This window comes from Subtercola boreus (assembly GCF_003399635.1).
GTDB lineage: Bacteria > Actinomycetota > Actinomycetes > Actinomycetales > Microbacteriaceae > Subtercola > Subtercola boreus_B.
In genome coordinates this window covers 15,913-36,509 of sequence record NZ_NBXB01000027.1, presented here as the reverse complement: position 1 = coordinate 36,509, position 20,597 = coordinate 15,913, and the positions used below count along the sequence as shown (strand labels likewise).

General features: G+C 67.7%; 14 protein-coding genes. 9 read left to right on the top strand and 5 right to left on the bottom strand.

All coding sequences use genetic code 11. The annotated features are described in order from the left end of the window. The first annotated feature begins 406 nt into the window (after nucleotides 1-406). From B7R22_RS08000 to B7R22_RS07970, 7 genes are read left to right on the top strand one after another with little or no spacing between them, the layout of a single operon-like run. Nucleotides 407-1,651, top strand: a complete 1,245-nt coding sequence (locus B7R22_RS08000; protein WP_116411252.1) for a DUF1972 domain-containing protein — start codon at nucleotides 407-409, stop codon at nucleotides 1,649-1,651. After that, a complete protein-coding gene (locus tag B7R22_RS07995) occupies nucleotides 1,648-2,415 on the top strand; it encodes a CDP-alcohol phosphatidyltransferase family protein (RefSeq protein WP_116411251.1) in 768 nt (255 codons plus the stop codon). Before B7R22_RS08000 ends, B7R22_RS07995 begins: the two co-directional genes overlap by 4 nt. Continuing rightward, entirely contained in the window at nucleotides 2,412-3,641 is a 1,230-nt protein-coding gene (locus B7R22_RS07990; RefSeq protein ID WP_116411250.1) for a glycosyltransferase, read from the top strand. Before B7R22_RS07995 ends, B7R22_RS07990 begins: the two co-directional genes overlap by 4 nt. Before the next feature lie 5 nt (nucleotides 3,642-3,646). Then, nucleotides 3,647-5,098, top strand: coding sequence for a polysaccharide biosynthesis tyrosine autokinase (locus B7R22_RS07985; protein ID WP_172582268.1), 1,452 nt, complete (start codon nucleotides 3,647-3,649; stop codon nucleotides 5,096-5,098). Further along, nucleotides 5,095-6,240, top strand: coding sequence for a glycosyltransferase family 4 protein (locus B7R22_RS07980; RefSeq protein WP_116411248.1), 1,146 nt, complete (start codon nucleotides 5,095-5,097; stop codon nucleotides 6,238-6,240). Before B7R22_RS07985 ends, B7R22_RS07980 begins: the two co-directional genes overlap by 4 nt. Beyond that, nucleotides 6,240-7,610, top strand: a complete 1,371-nt coding sequence (locus tag B7R22_RS07975) for a lipopolysaccharide biosynthesis protein (RefSeq protein WP_116411247.1) — start codon at nucleotides 6,240-6,242, stop codon at nucleotides 7,608-7,610. Before B7R22_RS07980 ends, B7R22_RS07975 begins: the two co-directional genes overlap by 1 nt. Continuing rightward, nucleotides 7,603-8,724: a glycosyltransferase family 4 protein gene (locus tag B7R22_RS07970; protein ID WP_253258955.1), complete on the top strand. Its 1,122-nt coding sequence runs from the start codon at nucleotides 7,603-7,605 to the stop codon at nucleotides 8,722-8,724. The genes B7R22_RS07975 and B7R22_RS07970 overlap by 8 nt, the downstream gene beginning before the upstream one ends. Here the strand turns inward: B7R22_RS07970 and B7R22_RS07965 are convergent. Beyond that, the gene (locus tag B7R22_RS07965; RefSeq protein ID WP_116411246.1) at nucleotides 8,657-9,631 is read right to left on the bottom strand and encodes a glycosyltransferase family 2 protein; all 975 of its coding nucleotides are present in this window, start codon (nucleotides 9,629-9,631) and stop codon (nucleotides 8,657-8,659) included. The genes B7R22_RS07970 and B7R22_RS07965 overlap by 68 nt on opposite strands. Nucleotides 9,632-9,666: 35 nt before the next feature. Between B7R22_RS07965 and B7R22_RS07960 the strand changes: the two genes are divergently transcribed. Beyond that, a complete protein-coding gene (locus B7R22_RS07960; RefSeq protein WP_116411435.1) occupies nucleotides 9,667-10,680 on the top strand; it encodes a glycosyltransferase in 1,014 nt (337 codons plus the stop codon). Nucleotides 10,681-10,719: 39 nt separating this feature from the next. On the opposite strand, the gene B7R22_RS07955 is transcribed toward B7R22_RS07960, so the two are convergent. The 4 genes from B7R22_RS07955 to B7R22_RS07940 all read right to left on the bottom strand — a co-directional run bounded on the left by B7R22_RS07955 (nucleotide 10,720) and on the right by B7R22_RS07940 (nucleotide 18,655). Next, nucleotides 10,720-11,751: a glycosyl transferase gene (locus B7R22_RS07955; protein WP_116411245.1), complete on the bottom strand. Its 1,032-nt coding sequence runs from the start codon at nucleotides 11,749-11,751 to the stop codon at nucleotides 10,720-10,722. Between the two features lie 10 nt (nucleotides 11,752-11,761). After that, entirely contained in the window at nucleotides 11,762-16,489 is a 4,728-nt protein-coding gene (locus B7R22_RS07950) for a LamG domain-containing protein (protein WP_147305338.1), read from the bottom strand. A 95-nt stretch (nucleotides 16,490-16,584) separates the two neighbouring features. Then, the gene (locus tag B7R22_RS07945) at nucleotides 16,585-17,274 is read right to left on the bottom strand and encodes a hypothetical protein (RefSeq protein WP_116411243.1); all 690 of its coding nucleotides are present in this window, start codon (nucleotides 17,272-17,274) and stop codon (nucleotides 16,585-16,587) included. After that, a complete protein-coding gene (locus B7R22_RS07940) occupies nucleotides 17,264-18,655 on the bottom strand; it encodes a hypothetical protein (RefSeq protein ID WP_116411242.1) in 1,392 nt (463 codons plus the stop codon). The genes B7R22_RS07945 and B7R22_RS07940 overlap by 11 nt, the downstream gene beginning before the upstream one ends. A gap of 138 nt (nucleotides 18,656-18,793) precedes the next feature. Between B7R22_RS07940 and B7R22_RS07935 the strand changes: the two genes are divergently transcribed. Continuing rightward, nucleotides 18,794-20,551 carry a right-handed parallel beta-helix repeat-containing protein gene (locus B7R22_RS07935; protein ID WP_116411241.1) on the top strand — a complete coding sequence of 586 codons (1,758 nt, stop codon included), beginning with the start codon at nucleotides 18,794-18,796 and terminating at the stop codon, nucleotides 20,549-20,551. The last annotated feature ends 46 nt before the right edge of the window (nucleotides 20,552-20,597 follow it).

The following is a 20,597-nucleotide window of genomic DNA, read 5'->3' as shown; positions in this document are numbered from 1 at the left end:
GCACAACTTCATACAACCCGAATGCTGCGAAGCTGCCGAGAAAAACTTTACCGCACAAGTCACGCTCGTGTCTGACAGATCATGAACCCTCACCGAATTGATTCAGAACATTGCGAATGTATGGAATCACCCAGAACGGGGGCTTTTTCGTAAACCTGAAGCGAAGCTAGTGTGAACAGTGCAATCCGAAACAGGCTGCGTCGGGGTCGTAATCCTAGCTACGACCGAACTGGCCAGACCGAAGAGACGCTGATGCCTCGGCTACCGCTTTTCCTAGAAGTGTGCGCTGATGGGGTCGGCCGAAACAGCTCTCCGGCGTGGGTGGGCAAGGGTGAACACTCCTGCCCACCCACGAGAGCTCCCCACCGAAACTCCCGTCCCTGTGACCCGAAACAGGTAACACACCATGTCTGACCGCGAACCAAGGCCTCTCCGCATCGCAATGGTGGGAACGCGCGGCGTTCCCGCTGCCTACGGCGGCTTCGAGACCGCGATCGAGGAGATCGGACAGCGACTCGTGGCTCGGGGACACACGGTCACCGTGTACTGCCGCACGGGCAAGGTCGAGCGGCTGAAGACCTACCTCGGGATGAAGCTGGTGCATCTGCCGGCAGAGAAGTCGAAGACACTCGAGACGCTCAGCCACACGGCGCTCTCGGTGTTGCATATGCTCTTCTCCCGCCGCCAGGATGTCGCGTTCGTCTTCAATGCCGCGAACGCACCGTTCGTCTCGACCATCCGTGCCCGCGGCACCGCCGTCGCGGTGCACGTCGACGGCCTCGAGTGGAAACGCGACAAGTGGAGCAGCTCCGGTAAGCGCTACTACCGCAAGGCCGAAGAGATCGCGGTCAAGCACGCAGATGCCCTCATCGCCGATGCGGCGGGCATCGCCGACTACTACGACCACGAGTTCGGTATTCCCACCGAACTGCTCACCTACGGCTCGAACATCCTGCGGGAGCCCGCCTCCGACAAGCTCGCCGAACTCGGACTGACCCCCGGCGCGTACCACTTGGTCGTCGCCCGTTTCGAACCCGAGAACCACGTCGATGTGATCGTCGACGGCTATGCGGCGAGCGCCGCAAAACTGCCCCTCGTCGTCGTCGGCTCCGCTCCGTATGCTGCGGCCTACACCGAGCGCATCGCCGCCGTCGCGACATCCGACGACCGGATCCGGATGCTCGGGGGAGTGTGGGACCAGGAACAGCTCGACCAGCTCTACGCCCACGCCCTCACGTACTCGCACGGTCACTCCGTGGGCGGCACGAACCCGTCGCTCCTTCGCTCCATGGGCGCGGGCACGGCAGTGCTCGCCTGGGACGTCGTGTTCAATCGCGAGGTGCTGGGTGACGATGGAGAATTCTTCGCCACCTCAGAGGAGCTCGGCGAACTCATCGTCGCGGCCGAAGCGCACCCTGCCCGCGCAGATGCCATCGGTGGCCAGTTGCGGAACCGCGCCGAGCAGACCTACGACTGGGATGTCGTGAGCGCCGGTTATGAGGAACTCGCCCTGCGTCTCGCCCGCGGCTACTCGACGCACGGGCAGAGCAACGGCCATCGCAACGAGACCCCGTGGGAGGTTCCGACCGGGTACCGCACGAACATTCCGGCGCCGGTCCGTCAGTCGGCACCGATCGGGGACGACCAGTGAGCGTCGCCTCCAAGGAGACCTACCGGCAGACGGTCAGCCGCCTCGCCTCTGCACAGAAGAAGGCCGCACCGGGCGCGCCGGCCTACTCGATCTACGTGAACCGCAGGATCGGCCGCTACCTCGCCGCCTGGGCCTTCCGGGCCGGCCTGACGCCGAACGGGGTGAGCGGCATCAGCGCCGCGTTCACCTTCTCCGGGATCGTGCTGCTTGCCGTTCTGCCCGTGTCGTGGATCTCGGGAATCGCTGTCGCGCTGCTTCTCGCGATCGGTTACGCCTTCGATTCGGCCGACGGCCAGGTCGCCCGGCTGCGAGGCGGCGGCTCGCTCTCGGGTGAGTGGCTCGACCACGTCGTCGACTCGGTCAAGATCGCATCACTGCACCTCGCTGTTCTCATCACCCTGTTCCTGCACGTGGACCTGACCACGCCGTGGCTGCTGCTCATTCCGATCGTCTACTCGGTGGTCGCCTGCGTCTCGTTCTTCGCGATGATCCTAAACGATCAGCTGAAGCGCGGCCGCACTGGGCCCGTCGCCCCGCGCGGCAGGGCGTCGCTGCTGCGTTCGCTGCTCGTCGTCCCCACCGACTACGGCATCCTCTGCCTCGTGTTCGCTCTGTTGGGCAGCCCCGTGCTGTTCATCGCCCTGTACGGCCTGATGGCCGTGGCGAACGCCGGCCACCTGGTGCTGGCGTCCCGCAAGTGGTTCTGTGACATGACCGAGCTCGACGCGAGCCTCAGCGCCCGACCGGAGACGGTGGCGGCGTGACTCATCCCGGATCCGGACCACTCTCGGGGCGCACCATCCTGTTCGCCCAGCCCAGTTCGGAGCTCTACGGCTCAGACCGTGTGCTGCTCGAGAGCGTCGAAGCCGTGCTGCACGCAGGCGCGCGCGCCGTCGTCGCCCTGCCGCAGCACGGTCCCCTGGAGGCTGCCCTGACGGCAGCCGGGGCGACGGTGGAGATCTGCGCGACACCCGTTCTCACCAAGAGCGGCATGAGCGCGCGGGGGATGCTCGCCCTGTTGTCGACCGGGGCGCGGGGATTCCGGGCCGGACGCCGCCTGCTCTCTCGCGTACGCCCCGATGCCGTCTACGTCAACACCGTGACGATCCCGCTCTGGATCGGCCTCGCCCGGCTGGCGGGCACGCCGGTTCTGGCGCACATCCACGAGGCGGAGGGATCCGCCGCCCGCCCCATCGCGCTGGCCCTCAACTTCCCCCTGTCGTTCGCCACCCGCCTCATCGCGAACAGCGAGTACAGCGTGTCGGTGCTGGCCCGCAGCTTCCCCCGTCTTGCGCGGCGCACCTCGGTCGTCTACAACGGCGTACCCGGCCCCGGTTCGCCGCGCTCGGCTCGCGAGGCGCTCGACGGGGGGCTCCGCATCCTTTTCGTCGGACGACTCTCGAGGCGGAAGGGTGCTCTTGTCGCTGTCGAGGCGCTGGGCGCACTCCGGGACCGCGGCGTCGCGGCCTCGCTCGACATCGTCGGCGCCCCGGTTCCGGGAGCGCACGACTACGAGAACGAACTCGTCGCCCGCATCCACGAACTCGGTCTGGCCGACCACGTGCAGCTCAGAGGGTTCCGGAGCGACATCTGGCCCTCCCTCGAGACCGCGGATGTCGCGGTCGTGCCCTCTCTCCTCGATGAGCCGTTCGGCAACACGGCGGTCGAGGCCCTGCTCGCAGCCCGGCCCGTCGTGGTGAGCGACACCTCCGGGCTCCGCGAAGCGGCGGGGGAGTACCTCTCCTCGCGCTCGGTGATCCCGGGCGATCCGGAAGCCCTCGCCGACGCCCTCGCTGCCATCTGCCGGGAGTGGGAGAGCGTCAGAGTCGACGCCTCCCTCGACCGGCTCCGGGCGGAGCAGAAGCACTCTCCCGCGAAGTACCGGGGCACGATCGCCCTCCTCGTCTCTGAGATCGCCGCTGCCCCGAGCGCGATCCGTTCCCGACCGACCGCGTTGCCCGACGCGCAACTGACCACGAACAAGGTGTGATGATCATGGACCCTCACGATTACTGGAAAGCACTCCGCAAGCGCTGGATCGTCATCGCCATCCTCGGAGTCGTGGGTGGAGGCGTTGCCTACGCCTACGCCGAATCCCTCCCCGATTCCTTCACGGCGACGAGCGAGATCTTCGTCTCGCCGACCCAGGGCCAGACCACCAGTGAGGTGCTGCAGGGCTCGACCTACACGCAGAACCTGGTGCAGTCGTACTCTCAGCTGGCCACCACGCCGGCCGTGCTCACACCGGTGATCGCCGAACTCGGGCTCGACACCACGCCGGCCCGGCTGGCCAAGGCGATCAAGGCCGAGACTCCACTCAACACCGTGATCATTCAGATCACCGTGAGCGACGCATCACCCGAGCTCGCGGCATCCATCGCGAACAGCGTGGGCGCGTCGCTCTCGTCGGCCGCGATCGGGCTCTCCCCGAAGAACTCGACCGACGTGCCCTCGATCTCGATGAGCATCGTCACGCCGGCCCAACCTGCGGTCAACCCCGTGGGGCCGAACCGCCGGCTGCTCGAGATCAGTGGTGTGGCCGCCGGGCTCGCAGCCGGTGTGCTCTACGCGATCGGCATCGCCGTCTTCGACACCCGGATCCGGTCGCCGCGGGACGTCGAGCGCGTGACAGAGGTGCCCGTCGTGGGCAATGTCGAGCGTCGGCGTCGGCGTTCACCGCAGGCAGACGGCATCACGATGCGGATCGCACCGCACAGCCTGCTGGCAGAGGACTACCGGCGGGTGCGCACAAATCTCGAGTTCGCCGATGTCGACAACCCGATCCGCTCCATCGTCGTCACCTCCGCAATGCCGGGGGAGGGCAAGTCGACCATGGCGATCAACATCGCCCTCGCCATGGCGGAACGGTCGATCCGGGTGCTGTTGATCGATGCGGACCTCCGTCGGCCCTCCATCGCCACCTACGCCCAGATCGAGGGAGCTGCGGGCCTGACGAGTGTGCTGGTCGGTTCGGCCGACCTGAAGGACGTCATCCAGCCTTGGGCTCCGAACGTCGACATCCTGACCTCGGGCACCATTCCGCCGAACCCCAACCAGCTGCTCGGTTCGACCTCGATGGCCCGGCTGCTGCAGACGGTGATCGACGATTACGACTTCGTGATCGTCGACACCCCGCCGCTGCTCCCGGCCTCCGATGCCCTGACGCTGACGCACATGACGAACGGCGCCCTCGTGGTCTCGCTCTACAACTCCACGACCCGCCAGCGCCTCACCGACGCTCTGGCCGCCCTCTCCGGTGTGCGTGCACGCACCATCGGCATCGTGCTGAACCAGACGAAGCCGAAGGCGCGCGACGAGTACTACAGCAGCGACGTCACGAAGATGGTCAACCCCACTTCCGACGAGAAGACGCATAGCGAAGCCCAGCCGAAGCCCGCGGAGTCGGCCGATGCCGTACCCTCCGCAGAGCTGCGACCCGTGCCATGACCCCGGATCACCACGTGCTCCGAAAGCCCGCCCTGCAACTGCGGGTGCGGCTCTACGAGTCCATCCGCACGGCGCATCTCGAACGCGCCCGTGATCTGCAGCCCGCCTCGATCCTCTACCGCGTGAAGCGGTACGACTTCGAGGACGGCCTGGCGGAGGGGCTCGACCTCGTTCGGGTGGGTCCGCTGAGCGGTGCGCTCCTGATCGGCCGATCCTCGATCGAGACGCTCGAGATCAACGAGCCCCTGATGCTGTCGAGCCTGCTCTCCACCTCCCTTGCACTCATCGCACTGCGGGTGAGGCGGCTCCTCGGCGGCGGGCGGACCACTGTCGTCACCTACGCGATCGGAAACTCCGACCCGTTCGCCGACGGACCCGCCCAACGCCCCCGCACCAGGCTTCGCCGACGGATCGAACGGACGCTGGCCCGGCAGGTCTGGGACAGGGTCGACCGAGCAGCATTCGGAACGAGTGCCGCCCAGCAGACCTACCAGAGCGTTCTCGGCGACGTGAACATCCGCTCGAACGCCCTGCTGATCCCGGCACTCCCCGCTCCGGTTCCGACCGCGACCTCGAGCCGGCGGATCGACGGACGGGTGATCTTCGTGGGCGCGTTCAGCGAGCGGAAGGGCATCCGGGTGCTGCTGGAGGCCTGGCCGTACGTGACAGGGCTCCGACCCGGCGCGACCCTCACCATCATGGGCAAGGGACTGCTCGAGGACAGCGTGCTCGCCGTGGCGCGCCTGTTCGAGGGCATCACCGTCGAGATCGATCCGGGTCGTGAGCGCATCGCTGAGGCGCTCGATGAGGCCCGGGTGCTCGTTCTTCCCTCCCAGCCCTCGGCCACCTGGCGGGAGCAGGTCGGACTTCCCATCGTCGAAGGCCTCTCGCACGGGCTCTCCATCGTCACGACAGAGCAGACCGGTCTCGCCGACTGGCTGATGTCACACGACCACACCGTCGTCGCCGACCCGGCCTCGAGCCCCGAACTCGCCGTGGCCATCGTGCAGATGCTCGACGACAACCGGCCCGTGTCGGAGATCCTCGACAGCCTGCCCTCCCGCGACGGCCGCCTCGCAGCCGACGACTGGATGTTCTCCCGAACCCCGACGATCACCGACCTCGCCCGGGAATACAGCTGATGGGCATGCGGGGGGTCGCCCGTGGCGGCACCTTCTCGCTGGTCGGAAGCGCGGCCGCCGCCAAGGTCGGCGTGATGGCGATCGCCGGGATCCTCGGCATCATCACCAGCCGGATGATCATCCAGAACTTCGGCGTGGATGCCTACGCGCAGTACGGCCTGCTCTCGAGCTTCCCGACCCTGCTGCCCTTCGCCGACCTCGGCATCGCGGCCGTGGTGATCAACGCGGTCGCCGGTTCTGCCGCCCCGCGCACCGACGACTACGTGCGGCGCACCATCGTCACGGCCTTCCGCATCCTGATCGTCTCCGGCGGCATCATGGTGACGATCGGCGCCGTCATCACGCTGGCCGGCTGGTGGCCCCTGCTGCTCGGCAAGGGCCTGATGCCGGGTGGGGGAGACGTCGCGGCGTTCCTCTGCATCGCCGTCTTCGGGCTCGTCATCCCCCTGACGGTGGGCCAGCGCATCCTCGTCGGGCTGAAGAAGACCACGACCCAAGTGGCGAGCCAGGCCGTCGTCGCACCCTTCATGTTCCTCGTGGTGGGCGCGTTCGTCGTGCTCATGGTTCCCGCCGGCACCTACCTCGCGGTCGTCACCTACATCGCGAACGCCCTCGTCTCGGTGATCTGCCTGATCGTCGCGGCCCGTGCACTCAAGCCGCAGGTGGGGGCGGCAATCCGCGAGATCCCGCACGTGCGGAGCTACCGCGGCGTCTCGGCGCTCGGTCTCGCCTGGCCGATGCTCGTGCAGATGGTGGCGCTGCCCATCGCCATGCAGACCGGCCGGCTGCTGCTCAGCCACCTCGGCACCGTCGAACAACTGGCGGAGTACAACCTCGCCTCACAGCTCTTCGGCATCGTGCTGCAGACGATCGCGGCGGCGGGCCTCGCGCTCTGGCCGGTCTACGCGGCGGCCCGGAGCGCCAACCGGGTCGAGTCCCCGGCCGTACCCACCCTCTGGTTCCTTGTCGGCGGGCTGCTGATGGGCGGGGCGCTGGCCGCTCTGTCCCCGATGCTCGCGAACTTCGTCTCGGGCGGGCAGATCCACCTCGACGGCTGGCTGCTGCTCGCGTTCGTCGTCTTCGTGGGACTTCAGGCGGCGAAGTACCCGATCGGCATGTACATGACCGACAAGCGCGGGCTCGTCTTCCAGGTCGTGCCGGTGCTGGTGATGATCCCCCTGAACATCGGCCTGTCCTGGTGGCTCATCGGTGTCATCGGAGCCGCCGGCCCCGTGGTCGGCTCGTCGGTGGCGGTGCTGGTCTGCCAGGTGGTTCCGAACCTCTGGTACGTCTCCCGTGACGTGGCCCAGAGACGGCGGCTGCTGCAGGATGTCGCCACAGAACCCGAACGGGAGAGTGAACGTGTCTGAGCACACATTGCCGGTCGTGCCGGAGAGCACCGTGCAGTTCGTCTTTCCGACGGAGCGGGACGTGCCCTCGTGGGAGAAGCGTCACCTGGCCGGGGAAGTGCCCGGTTTCTGGCCCTATGGTCTCGACGAGCTGAGGTACTACACCGGCCGCCTCAGCGCTGTCGCCGCCCGCGAGCCCTCCCGGGCATCCGTCCTGCGGAGCCGCCTGCGCGGGCGACTGCCCGGCATGAACCGCCCTGCCCCCTCCCAGACTCTGCCCGGATCGCCCCGGAATCTCGGTCTCACCTGGGACGAGAACGCGGCCAGGCGGATGCTCCTCGAACACCCGGCCGACGAGATGTACAGCGGGGTGATCTGGGTCACCGACATGCTGGCCCGCGGCAGGGACATCGGGACGATCCGCCAGGTGCTCCGGGCGATGAACGGCCTCTGGGTCATCAGTCGCGCCCAGCAGGAGGCCGTGGAACGGCTGGTCGGCGACGATGGGCCCCCTGTCGGCTTCTTCCGGTTCGGTGTGGACGCCGGATTCTTCACACCTGCGCCGCAGGCCGAACGGCCATTCGTGCTGAGCGTGGGCGGCGACAGGGACCGTGACACGGCCACCCTCTTCCAGGCCCTCGCAACCGTGCACCGGCGGGCTCCCGACACCGAGATTCTCGTGCAGACCTCCAGCAGCCTGCCCGCACCCGACGGTGTGACGAAGGTCGCCAGGGTGAGCCACCGGGAACTGGCGGCGCTCTACGCCCGCGCCAGCGTGGTGGCGATCGCCACCCGCCCGAACCTGCATGCCTCCGGCATGACGGTGAGTCTCGAAGCCATGGCCACGGCCCGGCCCGTCGTGATGACCGACACACCGGGGATCGACGACTACGTCTTCGACCAGCAGACAGGATTTCTGACACCCGTGGGTGACGCCCCTGCGATGGCTGAGCGCGTTCTGCAGCTGCTGGCCGACGCGTCACTGGCCCAGGAATTCGGCCTCGCCGGGCGCCGGGCTGTCGAGGCGGGGCTGACGAGCTCCCAGATGGTGCGGGAGCTCGCGGACTTCACCGGGATGCGGCGTCCCGCCCCAGCGCCAGCGCTCGACGGCGCCTCGACCGCAACTCCTCTTTGACGAGGCGGCGACCGTCCCGCGCGCCGCGGAAAGCGGCGACAAGCGGAGACAGCGAGCGGGTGAACTGGCGCCGCCCGCCCTGCTGCAGCACCTCCCACGCTATGGTGCGGGTCAGACCCGACCAGCGGACGAGTCCCTGGTCGTCGAGGTGACGCACCGCGAACAGCAGCCGGTTCCGGATGTTGTAGTAGTAGTAGGTGTTCGACTTGGGCTCACCGGCGTGCGAGTAGCCTCCGCCCTCCTGCGTTCCGCCTTCTGCATGCACGGCGATGGCCTCCGTGAGCACCTTCAGTCTTCCCCCGGCCCTGGCCACCCGGTGCGAGAAGTCGACGTCCTCCCAGTAGAGGAAGTACTGTTCGTCGAAGCCCCCCGTCGAGTTCCAGAGTTCGCGGGTCAGCAGCAGGCACGCTCCGCTCAACCACGGTTCGATGGCGACCGTGCTGCCGGCCGTGCGGCGGCGGGCCGAGCGGATGCGCCCGTCGCTGAGGTAGAGGTCGGAGCCGTTGAACCACACCGAACCGTCGGGGCGGAGGATCTGCGGGGAGTAGAGCGTGTCGCCGTCGGCGAGACCGGCCTCGATGAGGAGTTCGAGCGCCTTCTCCGCGATCTCCACGTCGGGGTTCATCAGAAGCAGAAGTTTCGCACCGAGCTGTTCGGCGTGCAGCACTCCGCGGTTCATACCGCCGCCGAAACCGGTGTTGCCGGTCGGCAGCACGGTGTTCCAGTTCTCGCGAGCAGCCAGGGCGATGAGCCGCGTGCGCTCCTCGTCGGTCGAGAAGTTGTCGACGATCACCACGGTCAGCTCCGGCTGGCGCCGGGTGAGAGGCGCAAGATTCGCTTCGAGCAGGGTCGTCGACCCGTAGTTCACCACCACGATCGCAAGCTGGGAGAAAGATGACGAACTCATACCGTGACTCCTTGGAAGACGGGATAATGACGGGGATGAACGCACACGGAGTGACCGGGCAGACCGCGGCGAGAACACTGGTGGTCGCTGTGCTGACCTTCAGGAGACCGGTCGACCTGGCGGGCATCCTGCCGATGCTGGTCGCCCAGCTGCACGACGTGCGCGACGGGGTGGCCGGTTCGGAACCGGTGGCCGGTATGGTGGTGGCCGGTTCGGTCCTGGTCATCGACAACGACCCTGCCGGCTCCGCGCGGGGCACCGTCGAAGACGCCGTGAGCGGGATGCCCGACGACGACCGTGCGCTTGTGCGCTACGCGCACGAACCCACGCCCGGCATCGCAGCCGCACGCAACAGGGCGCTCGAGGTGGCCCGCGGCGCCGACCTGCTCGTGTTCATCGACGATGACGAGCGCCCCACCGAACATTGGCTCCGCTCGCTGCTCGACGTCCAAGAGCGAACCGGGGCCGCCGCCGTGGCGGGGCCCGTGGTCTCCGACTACGAGGTCGAACCCGGCCCCTGGATCGTGGCCGGCCGCTACTTCGAACGCCGGCACCTGGCCGACGGATCGCCGATCACGGTGGCCGCCACGAACAACCTGCTGCTCGACCTGGCCTTCACCGATGCGCTCGGACTGCGCTTCGACACCACACTCGGTGTGATCGGCGGCGAGGACACCCTGTTCACCCGCCAGATCGTCGAGGGTGGGGGGCGCATGTTCTGGGCGGCGGGAGCCGGTGTCGTCGATGTGGTGCCCCGCAACAGGGTGACGAAGAAGTGGGTGGTGCTCCGTGCCTTCTCGAGCGGGAACAGCTGGAGCGTCACGACCCTGATGCTGCTTCAAGGGCGCAGTCCGGAGAGGCTCGCGGCACAACTCGGTCTGACCCTGAGGGGCGCCCTGCGGGGCGCCGCGGGTACCGGCCAGATCGTAGCCGGTATTCTGCTCGGCTCGCTCGAGCACCGTGCGCGGGGAACGCGCACCCTGGCCCGGGGGGCCGGGATGATCAGCGGCGCCTGGGGCTACTCCTACGAGGAGTACCGCCGGGCCTGACCGGGGGTCGGCGCGGGAATCACCTGAACAGGGCATCCGTCAGCCCCCCGCGTGTTCGAGCTGGTGGCGCGTGACGGCCTGGCTGGCCGACAGGTACGCGGAGAAGTGCCGGTGCCCCGCGTCACGCCAGTCGCGAGCACCGAGCCGAGGCGGCTCGACGGGGTGGTGGTTCTCGATCTCGCGAAGCGTCTCGGCCAACACCGTCGCCGTGAGTTCCCCGGTGTACTGGTGGACCCAGCCGTAGCCGACCTCCGCGGCGAGGCGTTGGTTCACCGGGTTGGCCGGCAGGAGCACCGGCCGGTTCAGCGAGAGAGCCGTCAGCGCCCCGCCGGAGTTGTGCATCTCGGTGTAGGGGAGCACCACGAGACTCGCGCGGCTGACCGTCTGCACCAACTCGGCGTCGTCGAGGAACTGCAGAGTGAGACTGATCCGATCGTCACCGGCAGCGCGGCTGCGGAGGTCGTCGGCGAGTTCCGGCGTCGAGGGTCGGCCGGACACCTGGAGCGTGACATCGCCCGGCAGCGCCCGGAAGGCGTCAATGAGCGCGTCGACGCCCTTGTACCGCCGGATCAGGCCGAAGTAGGCGATCCGGCCGGGTTCGGGTTCGGCCACGGGGTAGTGCTCGAACCAGTCCCGGTAGTGGCCGTGCGGGATGAGGGCGTACTGCCGGTCATCCCGCACCGGAGTCTCCGGGTTCAACCGGATCCACAGCGTCGTCTGGCGTTCGAACTGGCCCAGGAGTGCCCTCTCCCGCCTCGAGATGCCGGAGGGCAGCTCGAGGTTGTGCAGGGTTCGCACAATGGGCGTGCGCGTCATCCGGAGCCTCAGCAGCAGCAGGGCGGTGAGGCCCTGGCGCACCAGGGCCTTCAGCGGACTGTGGCCGGCGACCAGGATCTCCGGCCAGTGCACGTGGAAGACGTCGTAGCGGCCGAGCAGCGCCCCCCGCCACGAGAAGTTCCGAACGCTGACTCCAGCGATGGAGTCGATGCTCTGGGCGAGCATCACCAGGTACGGATTCGTGGTCGGGCGGGGGACGGGGAACGACTGCTGCACGATGAAACTGTTCTTCATGTGGCGCGCCTCACGGTTTGAAGGCACTCAGCTCCTGCACGGTGACCTGTTGCGGAGCATTGGTCGCGGTGCCGGAGACGTAGCTCAGCAGGCCGATGGCACCCGGACCCTGGAGCCCGGCATAGCCGTCGGTCGCCTGCACGGTCCATGCCGTCGGTTCGGTCGTGCCGGCCGGCCAGACTCTCGCCTTGATGGTGGTGGGGCTCGTGCCGGTCACCTGCAGGCGGAGGCTCAGCTTGGTGCCGGCCACGATGCTGCCGGGCACGACCACCTCGCTCGCCAGCGTGGTCGCCGTCGCGGAACCCTGGAGTGCTGTCAGCGAGACGGCAGCCGTGCCATTGTTCTTCAGGCGGATCGCCGCGCGGTACTCGTTGTTCGTCGCGGTCTTGCGACCGACGGCGTACAGGTAGGTCCCGCCGCCGGTGCCGATCTTGTCGAGACTGAACTGCACCCGCAAGTCGGTGTCGGCCTGCGAGACGCTGTTCAGGTAGGCACCCGTCTGCGAGCCGGCCGCTCCGAGCCGGAACACCGCGCTGCCGTTGTTCACGGCGAGGTCGGATGCTGTACCGAACTTGGTCCAGGCGCCTCCGACGTCGGCCGTGCCGAACCCGTTCGCCACGGTGCGGGTGAAGGAGTCGAGCGCGAACGGCATGGCCGGCGGGTTCGTGACCGTGACGGACTGCGTGGCCGTGGCCGTGGCACCGGAGTTGTCGGTGACGACCAGCGTCGCTGTGTAGGTGCCCGCCGCGCCGTAGCCGTGCGACACCGTCTTGCCCGTGCCGGTCTGGCCATCGCCGAAGGTCCACGCGTAGGACGCGATGGTGCCGTCGGAGTCGGTGGATGCCGCACCGCTGAAGTTCGCGGTGAGATTCGAGACCGTGGAGTCGATCGCGGCGACCGGCGGAACATTGGCGGGCGACGGAGCCGTGACCATCACGGAACCGGTGGTGACGCCCGTCGCGCCCTTGTTGTCGGTGACCGTGAGTTTCACCGAGTACGTGCCCGCCGAGGCGTACACGTGCGTCGGAGTCTGCCCGGTTGCGGTCTGGCCGTCTCCGAAGGTCCACGCGTACGACGCGATGGTGCCGTCGCTGTCGGCCGAGCCGGAGGCGTCGAAGGCCACACTCAGGTTCGTCGGCGTCGCGGCGAACGAGGCGGTCGGCGGAACGTTCGGCGGCGGGGCCGCGACAGCGGTCACCGTGGTCTGCGAGACCCCGGTCGCGGCGTCGTTGTCGGTCACCGTGAGCTTCACCGTGTACGTACCGGCGGCGGCGTAGGTGTGCACGGGCGGGTTCGAACCCGTGGCCGTGGATCCGTCACCGAACGCCCAGGCGTACGAGGTGAGTGTTCCGTCGGAGTCAGCCGATCCCGTTCCGTCCACCGTCAGGGCGAGGTTCGTGACCGAGCTGGTGAACGAGGCCGTCGGGGCCACGTTCACCCGTGGGGCTGTCACCGTCACGGCGTTGGTGAAGACACCGGTCGCACCCTTGTTGTCGGTGACCGTGAGCGACACCGTGTAGGTGCCCGCCGCAGCGTAGGTGTGCGATGTGGTCGCCCCGGTTGCGGTCTGGCCGTCGCCGAAGTCCCAGGCGTAGGAGGCGACTGTTCCGTCGGGGTCGGCGGATCCGGTCCCGTCGAAGGTGGCGGCAAGGTCTGCCGTCGCCTGGCTGAACGATGCCGTCGGAGCCTGGTTCACGGCGCCGGTGGTGCCGAGGGAGTAGTGCTGGGCGACCGTCGCCGCGCTGAGCGCATTGTCGTACACCGCGGCCTCGTCGATCCGGCCGTTCAGGAACGGGCTCGAGGAACCCCAGGTGTTGTCACCGCCGATCCGCCAGTATCCGTCGTAGGCCTGCGCCTGCGTCTGCGGGTTCGTGCCGATCAACTGCCCGTCGACGTAGAGCTTCAGGCCGTCGGACGACTGGGATGCCGTCACCTGGTGCCAGATGCCGTCGTTGTAGGAGCCCGGCGTCGTGATCGTGTTCAGTTGGCCCGTGTAGGTGCCGAAGACCAGTTGCCCGTTGTCCTGCAGGTAGATGTGCCTGTCGTAGCTGCTCGACGTTCCCGACTGGTTGCTGCCGAAGCCGATGATCTTGCCGCCGACGGTCGTGGTGGTGTTGAACCACGCCTCGATCGAGTAGGTCTGCGGGTTCGCGATCTGTGCCGAGGTGGCCACGACTCCGCTCTGGCCATCGAACGAGAACGCCTTGTCGGGGTTGCCTGCGAGGGCTCCCGCCGCACCGGTCGTCACGCCGCCCGAGATCACGCCGGGATCGAGGCCCTGGCTCGAATCGGCCGCGACCGCGCCACTCGCGTCGTTCAGACGCCAGTACACACTCGGCGCGTCGTTGTAGACGCGGTTGCCGTAGTTGTCGGCCGGCGGCTGAGGCAGTCGCGAGGTGCGACCGGAGGCCACGAAGTGCGCGTCGACCTGCTGCTTGTTCAGCACCTGGTTGTAGACAGCCACATCGTCGATGTCGCCGGCGAAGAAGTTCGAGCCGCTCCAGGAGGAGTCGCCGCCGATCCGCCAGAAGCCATCGTAGGGCTGCGCCGACGTGGTGTCGCTGCGTGTTCCGACGCGCACGCCGTCGACGAACAGCTGCATGCCGGTGGAGCTGAGGGTGCCCACCACCTGGTGCCACTGGCCGTCGTTCAGCGCAGCGGCCGACTGCAGCACCTGAGAGTTGCCGTTGTAGACACCGAAGTTGATCTTGCCGTCCGTGGTCATGTAGATGTGGCGGTCGTAACTCGACGACGTTCCCGTGCTCGAGTTGCCGAAGCCGACGATCTTGCCACCCGCGGTCGTGGTCGTCTTGAACCACGTCTCGAGAGAGAACGTCTGCGGGCCGGCGACCGGGGTCTGGGTCGACGAGAAGCCGGTGCCGTCTCCCGAGAAGGTCGACGCCGTGTTCGAGTCGCCTCCGATCGCGCCGGCTGCCCCGCGGGTCACACCCGCGCCTGCCACCTGGTCGCCGAATCCCGCCCAGTCGTAGACGCTGGTGCCGCTGGCCTCGCCGAGCCTCCAGAAGCTCGCCGGGGTGTCGTTCTGCACCGCCGAAGTGTAGGGGCTCGGGCTCGCGGCCGTCACGGTGACGCTCACGCTGTCGCCGATCACCGTGTTGCCGAGCGGATCCGTCGCCCTCACGCGGTAGCTGTAGGAGGCGCCCGGTGTCAGCCCGGTGTCGGTGAAGCCGAGGTTCGGCGTCTTCCAGACAGAGGAAGCTGCGGCCGTGGTGTACACCGGCGTGTTGAGGTTGCCGTTGCGGTAGACCGCGTAGGTCAGGTTCTCGTTGTCGCGGTCGGAGTTCGCCGTGAAGCTCACGCGGGCAGTGCCGGCGGCGAGCGAGATGACGGAGGGCTTGAACGCGGAACCAGAGTTGAGCGGTCCCTGGGTGTTCGGAGCGATGGAACGCACCGCGAACCGGGTGAGGCCCTGCTGGCGCTTGCCGTTCACCTGAGTGAACTCGCCGCCGTAGACCACGTACTGACTGTTCGTCGCGACGCTCCACGGGCCCTGGCTCTGGCCGGTGAAGGTACCGGTGTTGAAGTCGGGGTACCAGTTCAGCAGGGTCGGTGCCGGGTTGCCGGCGAAGTTGTAGTAGCCGAGCGGATCGTTCGTGATCGTCTGCGTGGCCGACTTGCTGAACGCGAGCGCACGGTGGAAGACCCACGGCTGCGGCGTCTGCTGGAAGCCGGCGATGTTTCCGCAGTAGTGCGGGTGACCGGCGATGTAGAGAGCCGTGCCGGTGGAGGCTGCCGAATAGGTGTCACCATGGCAGTCCTCGACCCAGACGATGTTGCCCGTGGCCCAGTCGGCCCGGAACGATCCCTCGAGGTTGCCGCCCTGGCCGAACACGTAGCCCGAACCGTAGAAGCTGTCGCTGTCGGAGGTGAGGCTGGTGATGGATGCCTGCGTGCCGCCGTTCCGGATCAGGTTGTTCACCGCGAACGCGCCGATGATCTGTCCCGTGACAGCGTCTGTCGAGGCGAGACCGTAACCGGGGTTGGTGTATCCGCCGAGGGAGGTGAAGCTGCCGCCCACGACGACCTTCGTGCGGTCGGGGGAGATGGTGAGGGCGGTGACATCGCCGCCGGCGGCGTTCGGGTCCCACGCCAGGTTGGTGCCGTTCGAGGCCGTCACGGCACCGACCTTGTTGCGCACATCCTTGCCGATGCTCGAGAACGTGCCACCGAGGTACACCGCGGTCGGCGTGGCCACGATCGCGCTGACGGTGGAGTTCGTGCCGGGCGCCCAGGACGTGACCACAGCACCGGTCGACGGATCCAGGGCCGTCACGCGATAGCGGTTCACGCCGTTGACGGTGGTGAAGGCACCTCCGACGTACAGGCGAGTGCCGTCAGGGGAGCCCGTGACAGCCTTGACCTGCCCGTTCAGCACAGGCGCGAACCCGGTGTTCAGCACGCCGGTCGTGAGGTTGTACGACAGCAGGTACGTGCGGGAGACGGTGTTCACCCCCGCTGCAGCCCCGGCCGGCTGCGCCGTGGTGAAGTTGCCCCCCACGAAGACGGTGTTGCCGATGATGGTCTGCGACCACACCACCCCGTTGATCTGGGGGGTGGGGAGCGCGTCCGCCGACACCGTCGGCGGCGAGGTCGCCGCGGTCGGGTCGGTGGGGGCAGTGTCCGCCTGCGCGGACTGCACAGCGGTCAGAGAGGTCAGTGCAACGGCAACGACGGTCGCTAGGACGACCATCGACCGGCGCAGGGGCGCCAATGGCATAGGAGTGCCTCATTCGATAGTGCGCGAAAATTCGGTTTCGCGGATGATTCGAATGTAGGGCAGGCAGGAACCTTTAATCTCCCCCCAGAACGGGACTATCTCGGGGCAGCGCCCTCGAACACCGCGACGGGGCTTCCTGCCCGGTAGTCGAGGGTGATTCGCACTGCGTCGCGCTCCTCAGCGGGTACGACGAAGACATAGCTGCCGGTGACCGCCTGGCCCGCGCCGACCTCGGCGGGGAGCGGGATGCTCGCACTCACCAGTTCGTTCGACGGTGTCTGGCTCGCGCCGTACGACAGGTCGACGACGGCGGTCTGGAGCGATACGGCGGCCGTGCCCGAGTTCGTTGCCGTCACCGTGAACTTCAGCGACGGTCCGCCGATCTCGCCCACACCGCTCGCCACGCCGTCGACGGAGGTGATCTCCGAGATGCTCACCGAGAGCCCGTCGGCGACCGCGGCGGGGGAGTCGAGGGGAACAGGGGCCTGTTCGACCGGTTGCGCCGGATCTCGAGGGTCGGTGGTGGGTCCCGCCACCGAAGGAGCACCTGCGCCGTCAACAGGAAGCGGCGTGCCGCCCGCATCCACGCCCTGGGAGTTCGCATCGGGCGCGCTGCCCGACGACGACGCGGCCGAACCGAGGCTCGCCACCACCACGGCGATGACGATCACGACGGCCACGACGATCGCCATGACGATTCCGATGACCAGCGAGCGGCTCGGCTTCTGTCTCGTCGGCGTCGAAGAGGCCGGCGTGCCGCGGGTGGGGGATGAGTCAGCGGGCACGGGGGCCTCTCGGGGGAAGGGGATCGGGGGTGACGACCGGCACCGGTGCCCGGGGCGGGGCACCGAGCCGCGCACTGAGCGGGGCTCGGCGTAGGGCACTGTGCGGGGCGTTCTCGGTGGGGCGGGCCGCGAGGGGGATGGCGAGCATCCCGAGCATCAGCACGAACAGAGGCTCAGCGCTGTAGAACGGGCTGAATCCGACACCCCACAGGCTCGTGGCCGTCGCGAACACGATCACACCCGTGGCGGTGCGGTCGGCGATCCTGATGGCGATGCCCCACACGGCGGCGATCACGACCACCACGAGGAACAGCAGCCCGGGCAGGCCGAAGTGCGCGAAGAAGTCACCCGCGATCGAGTGCAGTTCGTAGTGCCCACCGAAGAGGTACACCTCGACATAGCCGTTGTCTGGCGCGTAGTTGATGGCGGCCATGCCGGTCTTGGCCGCGGTGATGTCGGTGACACTCGGCACGGTGCCCGAACCGAACCCCCACCACTGGTGCCGGAACAGCGCCCAGGTGGCTGCCAGCTCCGGGCGACCGCCGAGGATCAGCGATCCCGACGTCTCGACCTGCTGCAGTGTTCGCGCCTGGGTGGAGGCGCCCAGGTAGCCGTCGAGTATCAGCGCCTGCCCGAGGTTGTAGATCACCGCCGTGAGTCCGCCGAGCCCGAGCACCATCCGCGCCGCCGAGAGCGACCTGTTCTTCCCCTTCGGAATGACCTGGAAGGCGACGATGATCGCGGCAAGCAGCAGGATCGCGAAGGCCGACCGTGAATCGTTCAGTCCCGAGGCCACTGTCAGGGCTCCGAGAACGAGGAGCTGCAGCCAACGCCGCCCCGACTTGTGGGCCAGCGACAGGGCGATGATCGCCACCGGTACGGCGAATCCGAACTTCCAGGGATTCGAGGGGTACAGCGGGCTGCCCGGGTTGACGGCCAGCAGAAGCCCGACGCCGAACCAGAGTGTGACGCTCGACTCGGGGAGCACGCGCCTGGCCCAGAGCACCACGCCGATCGCGAGCAGGGCCCCGACCAGCAGCACGGTCGTGCTGGTCAACAGCGATCCGTCTGTGCTGTGGTCGCCGGCGTTGAAGAAGGTCAGCCAGATTCCGGACAGAGCGGCCAGCACACCGGTGCCGAACAGCGCCCATCCCCACCGGTAGCGGCGCACCACCGGCAGCCAGACCGGCAGGAGTACGAGCGCAGCGACGTGGCCGACCTCGATGCCCTGCGGCAGGGAGATGCGGGCCCCGATCAGCACCAGAGCACCGATCGCTAGCCACCTCACCCAGCGCCGGGGGTCGCGCCGAGCGGCGACTGTGGGCACCGGATGCCCGGCTGCACCTTCAGCGCGCAGGGCACTCTCGAGACGCAACGGCATGCGATCACCCTAAACCGGGAGCGGCGATATTAGTACAACCGGGCCGCCCCCAAAGCAGGTGTACCCCGAACGGGTGATAGGGTTCTGGCTCAGCCGAGCTCCCCCTTTGCCGACACTCGAACCTCCCGGGAGTGCCACATGCCTCAGCCCCGCCGTCTCGTCGCCCCGCATCCCGGCCTCCGGCCGCGTGTTCTCTCCCTCTTCTCCGCAGTCCTGGTGACCGTGGGGCTGCTGGCCGGTTCCCCCGTCGCTGCGCAGGCGGCGACGTCCGCAGCGGGTGCCGCGCCCCTCGGCTCCCTGAGCTACGCCGTGCCCTCGGGGGCGTTGTTCGTCTCGGTGTCATCCGGCCAGGATTCGAATTCCGGAACAAGTTCGTCGCCGCTGAAGACCGTGGCGGCGGCCATCAGCCGGGCGAAGAGCGGGGGGACGATCGTGCTCCGAGCCGGGGTCTACCACGAGGCGGTGGTCATCCCGACGAACAAACCCCTCACCATCCAGCCCTACCTGAAAGACGTCGTGTGGTTCGACGGGTCGTCGGCGCTGTCCGGATTCGCTGTCTCGGGCAAGACCTGGACGGTGTCGAACTGGACCTTCGCCCCCACGAATGTCATGAACGGCGTGGCCGACAACCCCGGGTTCGTGGATCCCGCCCACCCGATGGCGGCCCGCCCCGACCAGGTCTTCTACGACGGTGTCGCGATGAAGCAGGTCGGCTCGGCGGCCCAGGTCACAGCCGGTACCTTCTCTGTCGACAGATCCGCCAAACAACTGACCATCGGCAGCAGCCCCTCCGGCCACAAGGTGGCCGGGAGCACCCTCGGGCAGGCGATCTATGTCATGGCGCCCGGGAGCGTGCTGCAGGGCTTCGGTGTTCGCCGGTACGCCACCGACTACGCCAACCGGAGCGCGCTCCGGCTGGCCAACATCAACATCTCCGCGCGCCAGCTGATCGTCCAGGACAGCGCGATGATCGGCATCAACGTCGAGAACAACAACGTCGTGCTCGATCACGTCACCGTCACCCGGAGCGGCCTGCTCGGTATCGGGGCGAACGCCTCGTACTCTCTGGTCATCAAGAACTCGTCGGTCACGGGCAACAACTCCGAGCAGTTCAAACCGGCCCCCGTCTCCGGCGGCATCAAGATCACCCGCACCCGGGGCATCACGATCACCGGCAACAACACCAGCAACAATTTCGGCTCCGGGATCTGGCTCGACGAATCCTGTTACAACGCCACGGTGACGAACAATGTCTCGTCCGGCAATCAGTACACGGGCATCCAGATGGAGATCTCGAGCAACGCGATCATCGCGAACAACGACGTGTCCAACCAGCAGTTCGGCATGCAGCTCTTCGATGCAAGCAACGTGAAGATCTACAACAACACCATCGGCAACAATTCGAAATTCGGCATCCGGATTTACCAGGACCAGCGGCGACAGGCCACCGCGTCGTTCGCCGGGCACGACCCCCGCCAGGCGATCCCCGACCCGACAGTGCCGTGGATCACGAAGAACATCACCATGGCGAACAATGTCTTCGGGGCCGGCGGGTTCTTCCAGATCTGGGCGCTCGACGGGGTCAGCCACATCCCCGCGGACTCGATGGCGATCACGGTGGCGGGCAACCTCTTCAACCACCGCACGACGATGACGCAATCGACGCTGCTGGCGTGGGGTGGGAGTGACAATTCGACGATCAAGCGCTTCGACACGGCGGCGAGCATGCTGGCGAAGAGTTCGGCCTTCAGGAACACGGAGACGACGTCGAGCAAATCGTTGTCGCAGATGTCGACCGACATCGCCGCAGCCGGTGCCGGGGCCGTCGCCCTGCCGGCGGATGTCGCCTCTGCCATCGGCACGTCTGCGGGAACCAAAAGGGTGGGCCGCTTCTGACAATGCCCACGAACGGGGGCTTCGCACGCCCCCTTTCGTGGGCCTA